This is a genomic window from Streptomyces sp. NPDC001668, from assembly GCF_042893155.1.
GTDB lineage: Bacteria > Actinomycetota > Actinomycetes > Streptomycetales > Streptomycetaceae > Streptomyces.
Genome location: NZ_JBIAUQ010000003.1, coordinates 551370 through 572242, shown reverse-complemented (window position 1 = coordinate 572242; position 20873 = coordinate 551370). Strand labels below are relative to the sequence as shown.

The 20873-nt window shown below is 72.9% G+C and carries 11 protein-coding genes; 8 read left to right on the top strand and 3 right to left on the bottom strand.

The window, feature by feature from the left end:
- The first annotated feature begins 119 nt into the window (after positions 1 to 119).
- From ACFYZ8_RS12275 to moeZ, 5 genes are all read left to right on the top strand, one after another.
- A complete protein-coding gene (locus ACFYZ8_RS12275) occupies positions 120 to 1826 on the top strand; it encodes a DUF3492 domain-containing protein (protein WP_388534724.1) in 1707 nt (568 codons plus the stop codon).
- Positions 1823 to 3238 carry a hypothetical protein gene (locus ACFYZ8_RS12270; RefSeq protein WP_388534722.1) on the top strand — a complete coding sequence of 472 codons (1416 nt, stop codon included), beginning with the start codon at positions 1823 to 1825 and terminating at the stop codon, positions 3236 to 3238. Before ACFYZ8_RS12275 ends, ACFYZ8_RS12270 begins: the two co-directional genes overlap by 4 nt.
- Positions 3239 to 3587: 349 nt before the next feature.
- Positions 3588 to 4547, top strand: a complete 960-nt coding sequence (locus ACFYZ8_RS12265) for an NAD(P)-dependent oxidoreductase (RefSeq protein WP_030320602.1) — start codon at positions 3588 to 3590, stop codon at positions 4545 to 4547.
- On the top strand, positions 4535 to 5284 hold the full coding sequence (locus tag ACFYZ8_RS12260) for a spherulation-specific family 4 protein (RefSeq protein WP_388534719.1): 750 nt from the start codon (positions 4535 to 4537) through the stop codon (positions 5282 to 5284). Before ACFYZ8_RS12265 ends, ACFYZ8_RS12260 begins: the two co-directional genes overlap by 13 nt.
- A gap of 63 nt (positions 5285 to 5347) precedes the next feature.
- On the top strand, positions 5348 to 6526 hold the full coding sequence (gene moeZ / locus ACFYZ8_RS12255) for an adenylyltransferase/sulfurtransferase MoeZ (protein ID WP_359030230.1): 1179 nt from the start codon (positions 5348 to 5350) through the stop codon (positions 6524 to 6526).
- Positions 6527 to 6579: 53 nt separating this feature from the next.
- On the opposite strand, the gene ACFYZ8_RS12250 is transcribed toward moeZ, so the two are convergent.
- The 3 genes from ACFYZ8_RS12250 to ACFYZ8_RS12240 form a co-directional block, all read right to left on the bottom strand.
- Positions 6580 to 8139 carry an alpha/beta hydrolase gene (locus tag ACFYZ8_RS12250; protein ID WP_388534716.1) on the bottom strand — a complete coding sequence of 520 codons (1560 nt, stop codon included), beginning with the start codon at positions 8137 to 8139 and terminating at the stop codon, positions 6580 to 6582.
- Positions 8140 to 8333: 194 nt separating this feature from the next.
- A complete protein-coding gene (locus ACFYZ8_RS12245) occupies positions 8334 to 9878 on the bottom strand; it encodes an alpha/beta hydrolase (protein WP_388534713.1) in 1545 nt (514 codons plus the stop codon).
- Between the two features lie 82 nt (positions 9879 to 9960).
- Positions 9961 to 12642, bottom strand: a complete 2682-nt coding sequence (locus ACFYZ8_RS12240) for a flippase-like domain-containing protein (RefSeq protein ID WP_359030233.1) — start codon at positions 12640 to 12642, stop codon at positions 9961 to 9963.
- Positions 12643 to 12828: 186 nt separating this feature from the next.
- On the opposite strand from ACFYZ8_RS12240, the gene ACFYZ8_RS12235 reads away from it, so the two are divergent.
- The 3 genes from ACFYZ8_RS12235 (at position 12829) to ACFYZ8_RS12225 (ending at position 20865) form a co-directional block, all read left to right on the top strand.
- Entirely contained in the window at positions 12829 to 13215 is a 387-nt protein-coding gene (locus ACFYZ8_RS12235) for an MGMT family protein (protein ID WP_359030234.1), read from the top strand.
- 275 nt (positions 13216 to 13490) lie between these two features.
- Positions 13491 to 17195 (top strand): UvrD-helicase domain-containing protein, encoded by a 3705-nt coding sequence (locus ACFYZ8_RS12230; RefSeq protein WP_388534709.1) that lies wholly within the window; start codon positions 13491 to 13493, stop codon positions 17193 to 17195.
- Between the two features lie 124 nt (positions 17196 to 17319).
- Positions 17320 to 20865: a UvrD-helicase domain-containing protein gene (locus ACFYZ8_RS12225; protein WP_388534706.1), complete on the top strand. Its 3546-nt coding sequence runs from the start codon at positions 17320 to 17322 to the stop codon at positions 20863 to 20865.
- Positions 20866 to 20873: the final 8 nt, after the last annotated feature.

The window sequence follows — 20873 nt, the reverse complement described above, 5'->3', positions numbered from 1 at the left end:
CTTTTGGTGGCGCGATGGACAACCGTCCGTCGCGCCACCGCCTTGTCCGCATACGTTCGTCCCGCTGCGAGCCGCCGGACCAACGGCGGCTCCCCATACGGGAGATCGGGGGTGCACTCGTGCGCATAGGACTGCTTACGGAGGGTGGCTATCCGTATGTGAACGGTGACGCCAGGCTCTGGTGCGACCGGCTCGTGCGCGGGCTCGAGCAGCACGAGTTCGACATCTACGCGCTCAGCCGCAGCGAGCGTCAGGAGGACGAGGGCTGGGTCCCGTTGCCGCCGCAGGTCGGCCGGGTCATCACGGCCCCGCTGTGGACCGCCGAGGACGACGGGGTGGTGTACGGGCGGCGCGCACGCCGTCGCTTCACCGAGTCCTACGGCGAGTTGGCGGCGGCACTGTGCGAGGGGGGAGTCGGCGACGCCTCGGGGGAGTCGTCGGCACCTGAGGCGGACCGTTTCGCCAGCGCCCTGTACGGGCTCGCCGAACTCGCCCGCGACGAGGGCGGACTGGTGGGAGCGCTCCGCTCCGAGACCGCCGTACGCGCCCTGGAGCGCGCCTGTCGCGCGCCCGGCGCCCGGCAGACGGCGCGCGCGGCGCGGGTACCCGATCTGCTCGCCGTGGCCGCACACCTGGAGCGCGCCCTGCGCCCCCTGTCGCTCGACTGGTACGAGGACGACGGCCTCGGCGCTGTCGACCTGTGCCACGCGGCATCCGGCGGCCCGGCCGCCCTGCCCGGACTCCTCGCGCACCACTTCTGCGCCGTCCCGCTGCTGGTGACCGAGTACGGCGTACGGCTGCGCACGCACTACCTGGCCGACACCGGGGCCCCGGCCGCCGTACGGAGCCTGCTCGCCGCCTTCCACGGCCGGCTCGCCATCGAGACCTACCGGCGGGCCGCGGTCGTCACGCCCGGCAACGCCCACGCCCGCCGCTGGCAGGAGCGCTGCGGTGCCGACCGCGAGAAGATCCGCACGGTCCACCCCGGCATGGACGCCGCCCGCTTCGCGGAGGTGGGCGAGTCCTCGGAGTGCGTGGACCCGGACGCGCTGGTCTGGGTCGGCCGGGTCGAACCCGCCAAGGACCTGATCTCCCTGCTCCACGCCTTCGCGGAGATCCGCAGGGAGGAGCCCAAGACACGGCTGAGAATCGTCGGCGCGCCCACCGGAGCCGAGGGCGCGGCCTATCTCGGGCACTGCAAGGCGCTGGCCGCCCAGCTCTTCCCGGACGAGGCGGAGGGGCTGCACGCCGTCGGCGACAACCCCGTCTCCTTCGAGGAGATCGGCGGACCCGAGGTGCCGACGCTCGCCGACGCGTACGCCTCGGGTGCGGTCGTCGTCCTGTCCAGCGTCGTCGAGGGCTTCCCGATCAGCCTCGTCGAGGCCATGTTCTGCGGCCGGGCCACCGTGTCCACCGACGTCGGCGCGGTCGTCGAGGTCATCGGCGGCACGGGGCTCGTCGTTCCGCCGCGCAACCCGAAGGCGCTCGCGGAAGCGTGCGTGACGCTGCTGCGCGACCCCGAGCGCCGTGCGCGCCTGGGCGCCGCCGCCCGCGCCCGCGCACTCGAACTGTTCACCGTGGAACAGAACATCGCGGCATTTCACGGCATTTACCTGGAGATCGTCTCGCGCACCCCGGTCCGCCGGGTCGTCCTGGACGGCACCGGCGAGCCCCTGCCCTTCGCCGCCCCGGCCGAGGCGCACGTGCCCGGCCGCTGGGCCGAGCCCAGCACCCGCCTCGTGGCCCGAGGTGGCCCCGGCTGGGCCGCGGGGCCCCCGGTCCGCGCGACGCCCCCCTGCGCCGCCACGGAAGGGGCGAGCGGATGAGCGACGTCGAGTGGCTGACGGGGGAACCGGCCGCGACCGGAGAGACGGCCGCGACCGGGGAGACCGCTGTGGGCGAGGAGCGCAGGGTGGGCGAGATCGGCGAGGTGGGCGAGCGGGGTGCGGACAGCGAGTCCGAGGTGGGCGAGCGGGGCGCGGACAGCGAGTCCGAGGTGGCCGAGAGGCCCGAGGCGCGCGAGGGGTCCGCGGGGTCCGAGGGGGCCGAGCCGGACGTTGCCGACCCGCACACGGCCGAGGCCACCGAGGACGCGGATCCGTACACCGCGTCGGCGCCCACCCGCGCCGGCCTCACCTCCGCCCCCGCCCGCCGTTCCGCCGCCGACCCGGTGAAAGCCCTGATGCACCGTCACCGCGAGTTGTGCGAACGGGCCGTCGACCCCCTGGAGATCGCGGCGGGGCTGGAGGCCCACGGCGTCACCGACCGCACCGCGGTCCGCTTCCGGCACCGGGACGTGTTCTCCCTCGCCGAGGAGATGTACGCCCGCGTCCCCAGGGACGGCGAGACACCCCCGCCCGCCACCGCGGGACAGACACCCCGAGCCCGCGCCGACTGGGCCCTGCTCACCCTCCTCCCCGGCGCCCTCTGCGCGGCCACAGTGGTCGGCATCCGCCTCACCGAGGGCCAGTCCCGCCTGGTCGCCGCCCTCGTGGGCTTCCTGGCCGTCTCCCTGGCCGTGCGCGCGGCCCTGTCCCGCGGCCCCCTCGGCACCCCGCACCGCGCGCCCACCACCGCCACCTCCACCTGGACGTACTGGCTCCTCGCCTACGCCGCCCTCGGCGACGGCCTGCTCGCGGCGGCCGTGACCGGCGGCCCCCACGCCCTGCCCACCGGCGCCGCAGACGCCCCCTGGCCCATGGCCGCGGCCCCCGTCCTCGCCCTGACCCTGTCCTGCGTCCCGGCGGCCTGGTCCGCCCACCTCTTCGCGGCCCGCGCCCGCCGCAAACTGACCGTCAGCCGGGGCCTGGAGGACTTCGCGGCCTCCGTACGGCCCCTGCTGCTCGGCACGTTCGCCCTGTACCTGTGCGCCCTGACCGCTCTCACGGCCCTGTCCGGCACCGCCCTGGGCGAGCCCGTCGCCCACCCGCAGGTCATCGCCCTCGGCGCCCTCCTCTTCCTCGCCCGTCTCCTCACCGTCCACGGCTTCACCCACGCCCCCACGGTGGTCCTCACCGCCGCCACGGCAGCCCAGGCGGCGGCCCTGGCCACGGCCTTCGGCGCCCGCCTGCCGGGCTGCGGCCTCCTGGCCGCACCGGTGGAAGCACTCGTGGACCTCTGGGGCCCGGGCGGCATCCAGACCCTCTCCTGCGGGCTCGGCGCCCTGGCCCTGCTGATCCACGGAACCCGCAAGCTGACGAGGGCGTCGGCCCACGCCCGGACGGAGACCCCGTGCTGACCCGGTCCCGAGCCACACACCCGCCGTAGGCGCGGCCGCGCACCAGCCGTGACCGCCCACCGCCGTGCGGGCGCGGCCGTCCCCGTGGGCGCGCGACTGTCCACTCGCCGTGGGCGCGACCGTCCGCCCACCACGGGCAGGTCCACCCGCCCGCCGTGGGCTCGACCGTCCGCCCATCACGGGCAGGTCCACTCGCCCGCCGTGGGCGACCCCGCCCCGCTGCCGCCCGGCACACACCGCCGCAGGCTCCCCGGCCCCACCGCCGGAGCCGACTCACCAGCCCAGCCCCTCCCGAAGGAGAACCCGCAATGACCACCTCCCGACCCGCCAAGGCCCCGGGAGCAGCCCGATGAGAGTCCTGCTGATCGGAGCCAACGGCTACCTCGGCCGCTTCGTCGCCGACCGTCTGCTCGCCGACCCCGCCGTCCAGCTCACCGCCCTCGGCCGCGGCGACGACGCCGACGTCCGCTTCGACCTCGCGTCGGGCAGCCCCGGCGCCCTCACCCGCTTCCTCGACGCGGTCCACCCTGGCGTCGTCGTCAACTGCGCCGGTGCCACCCGCGGCGGTGCCCGCGAACTCACCCGCCACAACACGGTCGCCGTCGCCACCGTCTGCGAGGCCCTGCGGCGCAGCGGCTGCGGGGCCCGTCTGGTGCAGATCGGCTGCGGTGCCGAGTACGGCCCCAGCCAGCCCGGCTCCTCCACGGCCGAGGACGCCGTCCCCCGCCCCGGCGGCCCGTACGGCGTCAGCAAACTCGCCGCCACCGAACTGGTCCTCGGCTCCGGTCTGGACGCGGTCGTCCTGCGCGTCTTCTCACCGGCAGGACCCGGCACCCCCGCGGGCTCCCCGCTCGGCCGTCTCGCCGAGGCCATGCGCCGCGCCATGCAGTCCGGCGACGGCGAACTCAAACTCGGTGGCCTCGGCGCCCAGCGCGACTTCGTCGACGTCCGGGACGTGGCCCGCGCCGTCCACGCGGCCTCGCTCTCCGCCGCCCAGGGCGTCATCAACATCGGCTCGGGCCGTGCCGTCCGCCTCCGCGACGCCGCCGCCGTCCTGGCCCGGGTCGCCGGATACGGCGGCGCCCTCCACGAACTCGACGGACCTCCCGGCCCGCTGAGGGCGTCCATCGGCCACCCACGCTCGGAGTCCGACCACGCGGCGCCGGTCGCGTACCCGTACCCCGACGGCTGCGGCAGCTGGCAGCAGGCCGACGTGCGCACCGCGCGCGACCGCCTCGGCTGGCGCCCCCGCATCAACCTCGAAGAGTCCCTCGCCGACATCTGGATGGAGGCGGCATGCCGCATCTGACCAGCACGAAGACGGGCACGTCGAGCACCGAACTGCGCACCGGCCTCGGCGTCCCCGGCCTCGCCCACCCGTTGGTCGCCGCCGCCGAATGGGCCGAGCTCACCCGGCCCGGAACCCCGCTGCACTGGGCCGTCCTCGACGTCGCCGACGGCCCCGGCACCCGCCCCGACCCGCACTGCCTGGAAACGGCCGGCCGGCTGCGCAACGCCGGCGTCCGCGTCCTGGGCCGCCTCGACACCACGCACGGGGCCCACGCCCACGGCGAGATCGTCACCGGGGCTCACCGGTACGTCGACTGGTACCAGGTCGACGGCTTCCTCCTGGACCGCTGCCCGACCGAACGCGACGCCCTGCCCGAGGTCCGCCGCACCGTCACCACACTCCGCGCGATCCGTGACGATGCCCACATCGTGCTCGGCCACGGCACCCACCCCCACCCCGGCTACGCCGAGAACGCCGACCAGCTGGTGACCTTCTCCGGCCGGTGGAGCGACTACCGCTGGTCGCAGGTGGCCGAGTGGACCACCGACTACCCGCCCGACCGCTTCTGCCACTTCGTGCACGGAGTGCCCGGCCCGCACCTGGAGGAGGCCCTGCGGATCGCCCGCTGGCAGGGCGCCGCCACGATCTGGTTCACCGATCGCACGGACCGCGGCGGCCGCGTGGACCCCTGGGAGGCCATGCCCGGCTACTGGGACGAAATCGTCTCGCGGATCGGAACGGGTGTCTCGGAATGAAGAAGCCCATGGCAGTGTTACAGGGAGAATAACTGTAGTGATTGACCGACCAACGGAGTCCCCGTGTCGCTGCCACCCCTGGTCGAGCCCGCCGGCGAGCTCACCGTAGACGAGGTCCGCAGGTACTCCCGCCACCTGATCATCCCCGATGTCGGGATGGACGGGCAGAAGCGGCTGAAGAACGCCAAGGTGCTCTGTGTGGGCGCCGGCGGCCTCGGCTCGCCGGCGCTGATGTACCTGGCCGCCGCGGGCGTCGGCACGCTCGGCATCGTGGAGTTCGACGAGGTCGACGAGTCGAACCTGCAGCGCCAGATCATCCACAGCCAGGCCGACATCGGCCGGTCGAAGGCCGAGTCCGCGCGCGACTCCGTCCTCGGCATCAACCCGTACGTGAACGTGATCCTTCACGAGGAGCGGCTCGAGGCCGACAACGTGATGGACATCTTCAGCCAGTACGACCTGATCGTCGACGGCACCGACAACTTCGCGACCCGCTACCTGGTCAACGACGCGTGCGTGCTGCTCAACAAGCCGTACGTCTGGGGCTCGATCTACCGCTTCGACGGCCAGGCGTCCGTGTTCTGGTCCGAGCACGGCCCCTGCTACCGCTGCCTGTACCCGGAGCCCCCGCCGCCCGGCATGGTCCCCTCCTGCGCCGAGGGCGGTGTCCTGGGCGTGCTGTGCGCGTCCATCGGCTCCATCCAGGTCACCGAGGCCATCAAGGTCCTCACCGGCACCGGCGAGCCTCTCGTCGGCCGCCTGATGATCTACGACGCCCTGGAGATGCAGTATCGCCAGGTCAAGGTCCGCAAGGACCCGAACTGCGCGGTCTGCGGCGAGAACCCGACCGTCACCGAGCTCATCGACTACGAGGCCTTCTGCGGCGTCGTCTCCGAGGAGGCCCAGGAGGCGGCCGCCGGCGCGACGATCACTCCCAAGCAGCTCAAGGAGTGGATCGACGACGGCGAGAACATCGAGATCATCGACGTCCGGGAGATCAACGAGTACGAGATCGTCTCCATCCCGGGCGCCAAGCTGATCCCCAAGAACGAGTTCCTGATGGGCACCGCCCTCGAGGGTCTCCCGCAGGACAAGAAGATCGTCCTGCACTGCAAGACGGGTGTCCGCAGTGCGGAAGTCCTCGCGGTCCTGAAGTCCGCGGGCTTCTCCGACGCCGTGCACGTCGGCGGCGGCGTGATCGGCTGGGTCAACCAGATCGAGCCGCACAAGCCGGTCTACTAGACCCGCGCCTTCCCGGGAGGGGCTCGGCACCACGGGTGCCGGGCCCCTTTCCGTCATTCGCGCGCGGCGCAGACCTTGCCGTCCTTCGGCACCGTGCCCTTCAGCAGATACGCGTTCACCGTGGCGTCCACACAGTCGCTCCCGTTCCCGTACGCCCCGTGTCCCTCGCCCTTCCAGGTGAGCTCCACGCCGACTCCCTCGCCCAGCTCGTCCGCCATCCTCCGGGCGCCCTCGTAGGGCGTCGCCGGGTCGCCCGTGTTGCCGATCAGCAGCACCGGAGCCGCACCGGGCGCGCTCACCTCCGGGGTCTCGTACTGCCCGGGCACCGGCCAGTCGTGGCACCAGCCGGCCGCGTCCCAGCCGAGGAAGGGGCCGAACACGGGCGAGATCCTCTCGAACTCCGGCAGCAGCTTCTTCGCCTGTGCGAGCGTGGGCCGCTGCTTGTCGTCCAAGCACGATATGACCCGTTGCGACTGCGGGACCATGCCGTAGTGCCCCGAGGAGTCGCGCTCGTTGTAGCCGTCGGCGAGCGCCAGCAGTTCGGAGCCGTCCCCCCGCTCGGCGGTGTCCAGAGCGCTGGTCAGCGAGGGCCAGCTGTCCTGGCGGTACAACGGCCACACGATGCCGGTGAACGCGAGCAGCTGGGTCAGCTTCCGCCCGGAGTACGTGTCCAGCGGATCCGTGTCGATCCGGTCCAGCAGGTCCGCGATCTTCCGGGTGCCCCGTCCGGGGTCCTGGCCGGTGGACGTGAGGTAGTTGTCGAGGGCGCGCTGGAAGCCCCGGGCCTGGTTCTTCCGGTGGGCCACCATGTCGGCGCCGGGGTCGACGACCGCGTCCAGTACCAGCCGCCCGACGTGCTCCGGGAACAGGTGGGCGTAGACGCCGCCGAGTTCGGTGCCGTACGAGATGCCGAAGTAGTGCAGTTTGTCGTCGCCGAGGACCTGGCGCATCAGGTCCATGTCCCGCGCGGTGTCGGTGGTCGAGACATGGGCCAGCAGCTTTCCCTTGTCCTTCTCGCACCCCCGGGCGAAGTCGGTGGCGTCCCGCAGAAACGCCTGTTCCTCGGCCGGTGTGTCCGGGGTGGGGTCCACCGCCTCGGCGGCCTGGGTCTGCTTGTCGCTGCGGCAGCGGACGCCCTCGCTGGCTCCGACCCCGCGCGGGTCCCAGCTCACCAGGTCGTAGCGCTCGCGCAGCAGGGAGACGGTGGCCGCGTACCCGGGCAGTCCGGCGACCCCCGACGCGCCGGGCCCGCCGAAGTTGAACAGGAGCGAGCCGATGCGCTCACCGCCGCGGGCCCTGGAGCGGATCAGCGCGAGGTCGATCGTCTCGCCGTCCGGCCTCGACCAGTCGAGCGGCACCTTCAGCGTCGCGCACTGCCAGTCCCGGCCGGGCGCGGAGGAGTCCGCGGTGGCCTTGCAGCGCTCCCAGCCGGGCTTCTGCGAGGTCAGCGTGGAGGGCAGGGCTTTCGCTCCCGTCGCGGTGGGCCTCGCGCCGCCCGACCGCTCGCCCCCGTCGCCCCCGGACGCGCCGCCTTTCGACGAGCCCCCGCTGCAGCCGGCCGCCAGCAGCGCCGCCGCCGCGGTCACAGCCGCCCACCGTACGAAACGCCCCATTCCAGTCCCCCTCCCAAGCCGTCCGCGTCGAGCCACGAACGTCGGTCCGGCCATGGTAGGCCGATCCCGTGAAGCCCGTCCGGGCCTGTGGATAACCCTCTGACCAGCAGGTTTGAGGAAGGTTGGGCGGGGCCTGTCGGGAGGGGCGTGCGTCACGTGCGGACGGTCCCGGCCTACGAGCAGAGGGTCGCGGCCTACGAGCAGACGGTCCCCGCCGCCGGTACCTTCCCGCTGAGGAGGTAGCCGTTCACCGCGTCCTGGACGCACTTGTTCCTGCTGTCGTAGGCCCCGTGCCCCTGTCCCTTGTACGTCAGCTCGACCCCGACGCCCTTTCCGAGGGCCTCCACCATCTTCCGGGCGCCCTCGTACGGGGTCGCCGGGTCCCCGGTGTTGCCCACGACCAGGATCGGTGCCGAGCCCGTGGCGTGCACGTCGGGATGGTCGGCGGCCCCCGCCACGGCCCAGTCGGTGCAGGTCACCATCGACCAGGCCAGAAAGTCGCCGAACAGCGGGGACGCCGCACGGAACTCGGGCAGCTTCCGCTCGACCTCGGCGGGGGTGTACCGGGACTTGTCGTCGGCGCAGTTGATGGAGATGTTGGCCGCGGCGATGTTGCTGTACTCGCCGTTCTCGCTGCGCCCGTTCATCGAGTCGGACAGCAGCATCAGGACCCTGCCGTCACCGTCGTACGCCTGCTCCAGGCCCTCGGTGAGGTACTCCCAGAAGTCCTTCGAGTACAGGGCCTGCGCGATGCCGTTGGTCGCGGCGGTCTGGGTCAGCAGCCGCTGCCCGATGCCCGGGATCGGCTTCCTGTCCAGGTCCGCCAGCAGTTTCGCGATGCGGTTCCTGACGTCCTGGGCGGTGTCGCCGACGGGGCAGTCCGTGGGCTGCGAGGTGCAGTACTCGGCGAAGTTGTCGAGCGCGAGCTGGAAACCCTCGGCCTGACCGAGCGAACCCTGCTCGCTGGTCTGCGTGGGGTCGACGACCGCGTCGAACACCGCGCGCCCCACGTGCTTCGGGAACAGGTGGGCGTAGACGCCGCCGAGTTCGGTGCCGTACGAGATGCCGAAGTAGTGCAGTTTGCCGTCGCCGAGGACCTGGCGCATCAGGTCCATGTCGCGGGCCGCGTCGGTCGTGCGCACATGCGCCAGGATCTTCTTGGAGTTCTCCTCGCATGCCGCGTTGAACTCCTTGGTGTTGTCCAGCAGCTTGGCGCGTTCGGCCGCGTCGTCCGGCGTCCCGTCCTGCTCGAAGTACACGTCGAGCTGGAGGTCGTTGAGGCATTCCACCGGCGCGCTGCGGCCGACCCCGCGCGGGTCGAAGCTCACCAGGTCGTAGCGGGTGCGCAGTTTCGCGTAGTCCGGGCCGAAGGCGGGCAGCGTGGTGACGCCCGAGCCGCCGGGGCCGCCGAAGTTGAAGACGAGCGAGCCGATGCGCTTGTTCGCGGGACCGCTGGCCTTGGCCCGGATCAGCGCGAGGCCGATCGTGTCGCCCTTGGGCTGGGCCCAGTCGAGAGGGGCCTTGAGGGTGGCGCACTGCCATGCGGCGCCACCCGGCAGCGGTGAGGGGGAGTCGCCGCCGCCCTCCGCCCGGGAGGGTGCCGGGCAGTCCTTCCAGCTCAGCTTCTGGGCCGACAGGTCCTCGTCGTGGGAGCCGTCGCCACAGCCCGTCAGCGCGGTGGCCAGCAGAAGGGCGGTGGCGGTCAGGGCGGCGACGCGCGGGCGAGGGGGTTTCGGCATGACCCCATCCTGCGCTCGCGCGCGCGGTGACGCGCGGGACGCGAGCCGTAAGGGGTACCTGTTCCGGCCGGGGCGGAACGGGCTACAGCGCGCCCTTGCGGGACAGCTGGTTGAAGGCCAGCCAGCCCGGCAGCACCGGCAGCCAGAGCGTCAGCAGACGGAACAGCAGAACAGCCGGAGCGGCGACCTCCTTGGGCAGCCCCACGGCGATCAGACCGACCGTCAGGGTGGCCTCCACGGCGCCCACACCGCCCGGTGTCGGGGCCGCCGAACCGAGCGCGTTGCCGGCGAGGAAGACGACGGCGACGCTGGCGATGCTGAGCGAGGTGCCCTCGCTGCCGAAGGCGCGGATGGAGGCGTCCAGGCACATCACGAAGCAGGCCGTCAGCAGCAGCATGCCGCCGATGCCGGTGATCAGCTTCTGCGGCCGCTGGAGCACGTCCAGCATGCGCGGCACGACACCCGCGAACAGCGACCTCACGCGCGTGACGACGAACTTCCTGAGGAACGGCACCGAGGTGACCACGAGCACGAGCACCGCCACCGTCAGCAGACCGGCGATGACGGTCCGGGACGGCGACAGCGACGGCGTCTTCTCGGTACCGGTCAGATAGCCGAAGGACAGCAGCATCAGGATGTGGCAGCCGAGCCCGAACAGCTGAGAGGCACCGACACTCGCCACCGCGAGCCCTGGCCGCACCCCCTGGCGTTGCAGGAAGCGCGTGTTGAGCGCCACACCGCCCACCGCGGCCGGCGCGACGATCTTCACGAACGAACCGGCGACCTGGGCCGCGACCGTCCGCAGGAACCCCACCCGCTCGGGCACGAAGCCCAGCAGGGCCATGGCGGCGGCGAAGTAGCTGCACGCCGAGAACAGCACGGCCGCCGCGACCCAGCCCCACTCGGCGTTCTCGATGAGCGGCCCGAACTCGATGTGGGTGAGCTGCGTCAGCAGGAAGTACGCGCCGATGGCACCCGCGATGAAGCTGATCAGCGTGCGCGGTTTCACTCGCTCCAGGCGGGCCGGTTCGACCGGCGCCTGCGGCCGGATCAGGAGCACCTGGTGGCGGATCTGCGTCAGCAGGTCCTCCTCACGCGCCTCCTCGATGGCCTCGTCGATGGCCCGCTTCTCGGCCCGTGCCTCCGCCTTGACGGCCTTCTTGTCGGGCTTCTCGAGTACGGGCCTGGCCTCGTCCGGCGCCTCCTCCAGACGGGCCTGCTTGGCCTGCTGGGACGCCTCCAGGACTGCGTCGCGCTCACGCTGGGCCCGCTCCCGGGCCAGCCGGCGCAGCGTCGCGCGCGTGGAACGCGTCAACGCGATGGGCTGGAGCATCGGCAGACAGTCGGCCACGGCGTCGGGGCCGAGGATGCTGACCGCCGACGCCACCGCGCGTTCCGCGCCCGCCAGCAGCCCCAGGGTCGTCACCAGCTGGGCGACGTCCATGCGCAGCAGCAGGGTGCTGGCCGCGATCTCGCCGCCGCGCAGATCGGTGAGGATCACCGCGCCGGAACGATCCACCAGGATCGCGTCACCCGCGAGCCTGCGGTGCGCGATGCGCCGCGACTGCAGCGCCTGCACCTGACGCCAGGTGTTGCGCAGCAGCTCGTCCGTGATCTCGTCCTCGGCCAGCGACTCCAGCGTGCGCCCGCCGGTGTGCTCGTAGACGAGCATCACGGCGTCGGGGCCGAGCTCGGAGGTGGCGATCAGCTTGGGAGCGTTGGCACCGGCCGCGATCGCCGCGTAGGCGAGCAGCGCCTCCTGTTCCAGCGCCTGTCTCAGCGACTGGAGGCTGCTGCGGGTGGCGAAGCCGCGCAGGGTGAGGTTGCGCCACACGCGGTAGAAGAAGCCCTGCGCCTGCTGCTCCCGGTCGACGACCGTCACGTCCAGGGGCGGGCCGTCCTCCAGGGTGACGAAGTAGCGCCGGCCGCGGTCGCTGTTCTCCGCGGTCTCCGAGACCTCCTCGCGGGCCGCGCTGACCGGGTGGAAGCCGACGGTCCTCAGGCCCGCGATCAGCGTCTGCCCGGTGGGCCGGACGTTGGGCGAGCCGACGGCGTACAGCGTGCCGTAGGCGACCGTCCAGCCGATCAGCACCGTCAGGATGATCGAGAACGGTGTGGTGTAGCCGGTGACGAGCATCGAGAACGCGTCGAGCATCAGCACCATCCACAGCACCGCCCGCCAGCGCGGTCTGCGGGACATGCCGACGGCCGTCATATAGGCGATGACGGGCGCGAGGTAGCCGTGCACCGGGTCGGTGAGGGCGTGGATGTCGCCGGGGGAGGGCTGGGTGAGCGCCTCCTGGATCGAGCCCGGGGCGGTCTTGGCGACCCACAGGTCGGTGGCCAGCGTCACACCGTGGGCGAGGACAGCGGCGAGCACGCCGTCGGCGATCCGCAGTCCGTCGCGCTTGATCAGCCGTTCGATCGCGAACGCGACCGGGACCAGGAGGATCGCGATGCTGGAGGCCAGGCCGGCGATCTTGATGAGCAGGTCGGGCGCCTGTCCGGTGCCCTTGTTGATGTCCTGTTCGAGCCCCGAGGTGGTGCCGTGCGCGAACGCGGCGATCGCCAGCAGCACCACGACGGCCAGCACGCCGACCAGCAGCCGCATCAGGTCGGAGGGCCGGTGCACGCGCGCGGGAAGCAGCGGTTCGTCGCTCTCGACCGCGTCGGCGTGCACCTCTTCGGTGTCGGCGGTGTCCGGGCGCGACGAAGCGTCAGAGGTGCTCTCGGCGTCCTCCGGGTGCACACCCTGTGGCTTCATCGTCTCTTCTTGATCTCGTATCACCAGTCACCGCCCGCACGATGGTGGCATGCCCCACCGACACACGGGGGTGTCAGGGTGCATATGCGGGGGCGCACAGTCTGCCCGAAGCGCCGTCCCTGGGCGAGGGATACGCACGGTCGCGAGCCCGTCACATTGTCGGTGGGGTGGGGCAGGATGGGGCGGATGAGCGAGCAGAGCCTTCCTCCGGACGCCCACCTGGAGTACGCGGACGCGCTGCCGGAGTACGCCGAGCGGGTCCTCGACGTCGCCGAACGCATTCCGCCCGGGCGCGTCATGACGTACGGCGACGTCGCCGAGTGGCTGGAGGAGGGCGGCCCCCGCCAGGTGGGCCGGGTCATGGCCCTGTACGGCTCGCCCGTGCCGTGGTGGCGTGTCGTGCGGGCGGACGGGGTCCTGCTGCCCGGCCACGAGCTCGAGGCACTCGGCCACTACCGCGCGGAGGGCACGCCTCTGAAGGGAGCGAGCAGAGCCGCGGAGGGCCATCTGCCGCGCCTTGACATGAAACGGGCGCGCTGGGACGGCGACGGACGCGCGGAGGGTCACACCTGACAGCTTCCGCCATCGTGCGGGCCTTGGGGCCCCCTGAGACCCGTACGGGGGAAACAGGCGAACCGGGGGACGTCCGAGGCATGGCGTACGTTCGTGAGGTGAGGGACGTACGGGTCGGCGGTGCCGTGAGTGGTGCGAGGGAAGAAGGGGAAGCCCTGCTTCCGCTCCACTCGTCGGCGTAGCGTCGGCGGCACGCGTCCCCCTCACCCCCCGTCCACCGCCCTCCACGCGCGGCGGGCCGCCCAACAGCACACCCACCAGGACCGGCGAACCACGTGAGCTCCTCTTCCTCCACCAGGCGTCTGTCGCACTCCCAGGTGCGACAGGGGAGCCGTGGCGCTTACCGACTGGTGCGTACCCCACCGGCCCGCGTGGATCCCCCTCGTCTGGACGCCGCACAGCGTGCCGTGGTTGAGCACGGCAGCGGTCCTTTGCTCGTTCTCGCAGGTCCGGGCACCGGGAAGACCACCACGCTCGTCGAGTCGGTGGCCTCGCGAATCGCCCGTGGAGGGGACCCCGCGCGCGTGCTCGTGCTGACGTTCAGCCGCAAGGCCGCCGTCGAGCTGCGCGACCGCATGGCGCTGCGCATAGGAGCGGCGCGCGCCCCGCAGGCGACCACCTTCCACTCGTTCTGCTACGCCCTGGTCCGCGCCCACCAGGACAGCGACCTGTTCGTGGAACCCCTGCGGCTGCTGTCGGGACCCGAGCAGGACGTGACCGTCCGCGAACTGCTCGCCGGCCAGCCCGACCTGGAGCGGCTCGGCCTCTCGCACGTGCGCTGGCCGGACGAACTGCGCTCCTGTCTGACCACCCGCGGCTTCGCCGACGAGGTCCGCGCGGTCCTCGCCCGCAGCCGCGAGCTGGGCCTCGGTCCGGGCGCCCTGGACGCCTTCGCCCGCCGTATCGGCCGCCCCGACTGGCGGGCCGCGGCCGCCTTCCTCGCCGAGTACCTGGACGTCCTCGACCTCCAAGGCGTGCTCGACTACGCCGAACTCGTCCACCGCGCGGTGCTCCTGGCCCGCCGCCCCGAGGTCGCCGAACGGCTCGCCGCCCAGTACGACGCCGTGTTCGTCGACGAGTACCAGGACACCGACCCCGCCCAGGTACGGCTGCTGCACGCCCTCGCCGGCGGCGGCCGCACCCTCGTCGCCTTCGGCGACCCCGACCAGTCGATCTACGCGTTCCGGGGCGCGGACGTGAACGGCATCCTCGACTTCCCCCACGACTTCCCGCGCGCGGACGGCCGGACGGCCCCCGTCGAGGTCCTGCGCACCTCCCGCCGCTCCGGCGCCGCCCTGCTGTCCGCGACCCGCCTGGTGACCCAGCGCATGCCCCTGACCCGGCTGCCGGCGGAGAAGGTCCGCGCCCACCGCGAACTCGCCCCGGTCCGGGACGGGGGGCGCGTGGAGGTGTACACGTACCCGACGTCCGGCACCGAACTGGACAACATCGCGGACATCCTGCGCCGGGCACACCTGGAGGACGGCGTCCCCTGGGGTGAGATGGCGGTCCTGGTGCGCGCGGGGTCCCGCACGATCCCGACGGTCCGGCGCGCTCTCACGGCGGCCGGGGTCCCCCTGGAGATCGACGGCGACGACCTGGCGCTGCGACACGAACCGGCGGTGGCGCCACTCCTGACGGCGCTGCGGGCGGTGGCGACGGCGGAGGCGGCGGAGGGCGTCGTACCGCTCGCGGAGGGCGCCGTTTCGGACGGGCCTCAGCGGGTGTCCGGTGAGGAGGCGCAGCAGGTCTCTGGCGGCGGATCGCAGCAGGTGTCCGGCGAGGAGGCGCGGCAGGTCCTTGGCGGTGAGCCGCAGTCGGTGGCCGACGAGGCGCGGCCGGACTTGGACGACGACGGGTCGCGGCAGGTCTTTGGCGAGGGGCCGCGGCGGGTCTCTGGCGGTGAGCCGCAGCCGGTGGCCGACGAGCCGCAGGACTTGGACGGAGAGACGCAGCTGGACGTGGCCGACGAGACGCGGCCGGACTCGGACGGCGAGCCGCGGCCGGACGTGGACGGCGAGCCGCGGCCGGACGTGGCCGACGAGCCCCAGCCAGATGCCGACGGCGAGCCACAACCCGCCCCCGGGGAACCGCCGTCGGACACCTCCTGGCTCGACACCGAGACCGCCCTCACCCTCCTCACCTCCCCCCTCGCCGGCATGGACGCCGCGGACCTTCGCCGCCTGGGACGCGCCCTGCGGGACGAGGAGCGGGCCGCGGGAAACGCCCTGCCGCCCCCCTCCGACGTGCTGCTCGCGCGGGCCCTCGCCGAGCCCGAACGCCTGGCCGTGCACGACCCCGCGTACGCGCGCGGAGCCCAGCGGCTCGGCGCGCTGCTCGGCAAGGCCCGGCAGCGCCTCGCGAACGGCGGCAGTGCCGAGGAGGCGCTGTGGGACCTGTGGGAGGGCACGCCGTGGCCCGGGCGTCTGGAGCGGGCCGCCCGGCGCGGCGGCGCGGCGGGACGCAACGCGGACCGTGACCTCGACGCCGTGTGCGCGCTGTTCGCGACCGCCGCGCGCGCGGAGGAGCGCACCGGAGGCCGCGGCGCCCTGAACTTCCTGGAGGAGATCGACGCCGAGGACATCGCCGCCGACACCCTCACCCGGCGCGTCGTACGCCCCGAAGCCGTCCGCCTCATGACCGCGCACCGCTCCAAAGGCCTGGAGTGGCGCCTGGTCGTCGTCGCCGGCGTCCAGGAGGGCCTGTGGCCCGACCTGCGCCGCCGCGGCTCCCTGCTGGAGGCCGACCGCATCGGCCGCGATGGACTGGCCGAACCGCTCACCCCGGGCGCCCTGCTCGCCGAGGAGCGCCGCCTGTTCTACGTGGCCGCCACGCGTGCGCGTGAGCGACTCGTCGTCACGGCGGTGAAGGCACCGGCCGACGACGGGGACCAGCCCTCCCGCTTCCTGACCGAACTCGGCGTCGAGCCCAAGGACGTCACCGGCCGCCCCCGCCGGCCCCTGTCGGTCGCCGCCCTGGTCGCGGAGCTCCGCGCCACCACCGTCGACCCGCGCGTCTCCGACACCCTCAGGGAGGCCGCCGCCCGCCGCCTCGCCCGGCTCGCCGCCCTCGCCGACGAGGACGGCCGCCCGCTCGTGCCCTCGGCCCACCCCTACCGCTGGTGGGGCATGTTCGAGCCGACCGAGTCCAAGGTGCCGTTGCGCAACCGCGACCAGCCCGTCGTGCTCTCCGGCAGTGCCCTCGACCAGCTCGCCAACACCTGCGCCCTCCAGTGGTTCCTGGGCCGCGAGGTGAAGGCCGACGCGCCCGCGACCGTCGCCCAGGGCTTCGGCAACGTCGTGCACGTCCTCGCCGACGAGGTCGCCTCCGGGCACACCCCGGCCGACCTCGACGTCCTCATGGAGCGTCTCGACTCCGTGTGGAACGCGCTCGCCTTCGACGCGCCCTGGAAGTCGGCGCAGGAGAAGGAGAACGCGCGCGTGGCGCTCGAACGCTTCCTGAAGTGGCATGTCATGGACCGCACCGGCCGCACCCCGGTGGCCAGCGAGCACGACTTCGACGTCACCCTCGAAGCGGGCGAGGTCGAGGTACGCATCCGCGGCCAGATGGATCGCGTGGAGGCCGACGGCGAGGGACGCGCGTACGTGGTCGACTTCAAGACCGGCAAACAGCCCGTGAGTTCCGCCGAAGTGGAACGCCACCCCCAGCTCGCCGTCTACCAGCTCGCCGTCCGAGAGGGCGCCGTCGACGATGCCTTCGACGGCGTACGGCCCGAGCCCGGCGGCGCCGAACTCGTCCAGCTGCGCCAGGGCGCCCCCAAGCGGGACGGCGGCGAGACCCTCCCCAAGGTGCAGGCGCAGGAGCCACTGGAGGGGGAGTGGGTCGGCGACCTGCTAGCCACGGCGGCCGGCAAGGTCCTCGACGAACGGTTCACGCCGAACGCCGGTCAGCACTGCTCGCACTGCGCCTTCCGGGCCTCGTGCAGCGTCCAGCCGGAGGGACGGCACGTCGTGGAGTGAGGGCAGCACATGGTGTGAAGCATGCCGGTGTGATCAGTCGCACCACGCGTGCTGACCTGCGCTTCTTCCAGCCCGAGGGGCGATCCGTCCTCGGTTGTCAGTGCGCGCCGCTAGCCTCTGCGACATGCCCGCCTGTATCACCGATCCCGATCAGCTCAAGGAGCTCCTCGGCATCCCGTTCACCCCGGAGCAGACGGCCTGCATCACCGCGCCGCCCGCCCCGCAGGTGATCGTGGCCGGCGCCGGCTCGGGCAAGACGACGGTGATGGCGGCCCGCGTGGTCTGGCTGGTCGGCACCGGCCAGGTCGCCCCCGAACAGGTGCTCGGCCTCACCTTCACCAACAAGGCCGCCGGAGAACTCGCCGAGCGTGTCCGCAAAGCACTCATCAAGGCGGGCGTCACCGACCCCGACGTCATCGACCCGGACAACCCGCCGGGCGAGCCCGTGATCTCCACCTATCACGCCTTCGCGGGCCGCCTGCTGACCGACCACGGCCTGCGCATCGGCCTGGAGCCGACCTCCAGGCTGCTCGCCGACGCCACCCGCTTCCAGCTCGCCGCGCGCGTGCTGCGCGAGGCCCCGGGCCCCTACCCGGCCCTGACCCGCTCCTTCGCCGACCTGGTCAGCGATCTCCTCACCCTCGACGCCGAACTCGCCGAGCACCTGGTCCGCCCCGAACAGGTGCGGGCCCACGACGCCGAGCTGCTGCTGACGCTCCAGGGCGCCAAACTCACCAACGACGCCCTGCGCAAGGTCCCCGAGGCGGCCGCGGCCCGCCGCGAACTCGCCGACCTGGTCGTCCGCTACCGTGCCGCCAAACGCGAACGCGACCTGCTCGACTTCGGCGACCAGATCGCCCTGTCCGCACGCCTCGCGGATATCCCGGAGGTAGGCCGTGTCCTGCGCGACGAGTTCCGGGTGGTGCTGCTCGACGAGTACCAGGACACCTCGGTCGCCCAGCGCGTCCTGCTGGCAGGCCTGTTCGGCGACGGCACCGGCCATCCGGTCACCGCCGTCGGCGACCCCTGCCAGGCCATCTACGGCTGGCGCGGCGCCTCCGTCGCCAACCTCGACGACTTCCCCGAGCACTTCGCCCACCCCGACGGCCGTCCCGCCACCCGCCAGTCCCTCAGCGAGAACCGCCGCAGCGGCGGCCGCCTCCTCGACCTCGCCAACGGCCTCGCCGAACCCCTGCGCGCCATGCACGCGGGCGTGGAGGCCCTCCGCCCGGCTCCCGGCGCAGAACGCGACGGCATGGTGCGCTGCGCCCTCCTGCCCACCCACGCCGAGGAGATCGACTGGCTCGCGGACTCCATCGCCCACCTCGTACGGACCGGGAAGGAGCCCGGTGAGATCGCCGTCCTGTGCCGCACCGCCACCGACTTCGCCGAGATCCAGGGCGCCCTCGTCGCACGGGACATCCCGGTGGAGGTGGTCGGCCTCTCGGGCCTGCTGCACCTGCCGGAGGTCGCCGACCTGGTCTCGGTCTGCGAGGTCCTCCAGGACCCCGGCGCCAACGCCTCCCTGGTCCGCCTGCTGACCGGCCCGCGCTGGCGCATCGGCCCCCGCGACCTCGCCCTCCTCGGAAGGCGCGCCCGGCGTCTGGTGTCCCACGCGCGCGTGGGCGGCGACGACGACCCCGACCGCCGGCTCGCCGAGGCCGTCGAGGGGGTCGACCCGGCCGAGGTGATATCGCTCGCCGACGCCCTGGAGACCTTCCTGGAGACGCCCCTCTACAGCGACGACGAGGACGACGACGGGCTGCCCTTCTCACCGGACGCCCGCGTGCGGTTCGCGCGCCTGGCCGCCGAACTGCGCGACCTGCGCCGCTCGCTCGCCGACCCCCTGATGGACGTCCTGCACCGCGTCCTCGCCGTCACCGGCCTGGAGGTCGAACTCTCGGCGTCCCCGCACGCGCTGGCCGCCCGCCGCCGCGAGACCCTGTCCAACTTCCTCGACATCGCCGCATCGTTCGCGGCCGGGGACAACGAGGCGAGCCTCCTCGCCTTCCTCGGCTTCCTGCGCACCGCCGCCCAGTACGAGAAGGGCCTCGACAACGCCCTCCCGGGCGGCGAGAACACCGTCAAGGTGCTCACCGCGCACAAGTCCAAGGGCCTGGAGTGGGACGTCGTCGCCGTCCCCGGCCTGGTCACCGGGACGTTCCCGAGCAGCCAGGGCCGCGAGAAGTGGACCGCCCAGAGCAAGGTGCTGCCGCACGCGCTGCGCGGCGACACCGACACCCTCCCCGACATCACCTCCTGGGACGCGCGCGGCATGAAGGCCTTCCACGAGGCCATGAAGGACCACCAGCACACCGAGGAACTCCGCCTCGGCTACGTCACCTTCACCCGCCCCCGCTCCCTCCTCCTCGGCTCCGGCCACTGGTGGGGGCCCACACAGAAGAAGCCCCGGGGACCGTCCGACTTCCTCCAGGCCCTGCACGACCACTGCGCGGCCGGTCACGGTGAGATCGAGGCCTGGGCCGACGAGCCCGCCGAGGACGAGGAGAACCCCGCACTGAACAGCCGGACCGAGGACCAGGTCTGGCCCCTGCCCCTGGACGACAGGGCGCTCGCCCGACGCCGGGCCGCCGCCCGGACGGTCCTGGACCACCTGGAAAACCTCGCCGCCCACACGGACACCCACCCCGCGGCCGTACACGACCCGGACACCTACGACGACCCGGACTGGCCCCCTCCGCCGGACGACGAAGACGACGAAGAACCGCCGTACGACGAAGAACCGCCGTACGACGAAGAGCCCCCCTTCGACGACGAGACCGCCGGGGCAGACGTCTCCGACGACTGGGACGAGTTCACGGCAGACCGTCCGGCAGTCCCGCACCAGGCCACGGCCCCGGAGACGTCCACCGCACAGGCACGCCCCCACCCCCCGGAACCAGAACCCCTCACCCCCGAGGAAGCCCGCGCCATCGCCTCCTGGGACCGCGACCTCGACGCCCTCACCGGCGAACTCCTGCGCGCGCGGCAGGCCGTCACCGACGTACCCCTGCCCGCCTCGCTCACCGCGACCCAGGTGCTCCGCCTGGCCGCGGACCCCGACGGGCTCGCGCAGGAGCTCGCGCGCCCCATGCCGCGCCCCCCGCAACCCGCCGCACGTCAGGGCACCCGTTTCCACGCCTGGGTCGAGGCCCGCTTCGAAGCCCTGACCCTGCCCATGCTGGAGCCGGACGACCTGCCCGGCAGCGACGCCGAGATCGCCGACGAGCGCGACCTCGAAGCCCTCAAGGACGCCTTCGAACGCACCGAGTACGCCCACCGCACCCCCTACCGCCTCGAGACGCCGTTCCAGCTCGCCATCGCGGGCCGCGTGATCCGGGGCCGTATCGACGCCGTGTACCGGCAGAGCGACGGGGACACCACGACGTACGAGATCGTCGACTGGAAGACCAGCCGCACCCGCACCGCCGACCCCCTCCAGCTCGCCATGTACCGGCTGGCCTGGGCCGAGCGGCAGGGCGTGCCTGTGGAATCGGTCACGGCGGCGTTCCTGTACGTCCGCACCGGAGACGTCGTGCGCCCCAGGAACCTGCCGGACCGGGCCGCCCTGGAACGGCTGCTGACCCAGGAAGGGGGAGGACATTCGAACGGTTCCGCGCAAGCGGACTGTGAGGAACCGCCCACCGAGGATGTCGGTGCGGGCCGATAGGCTCATGA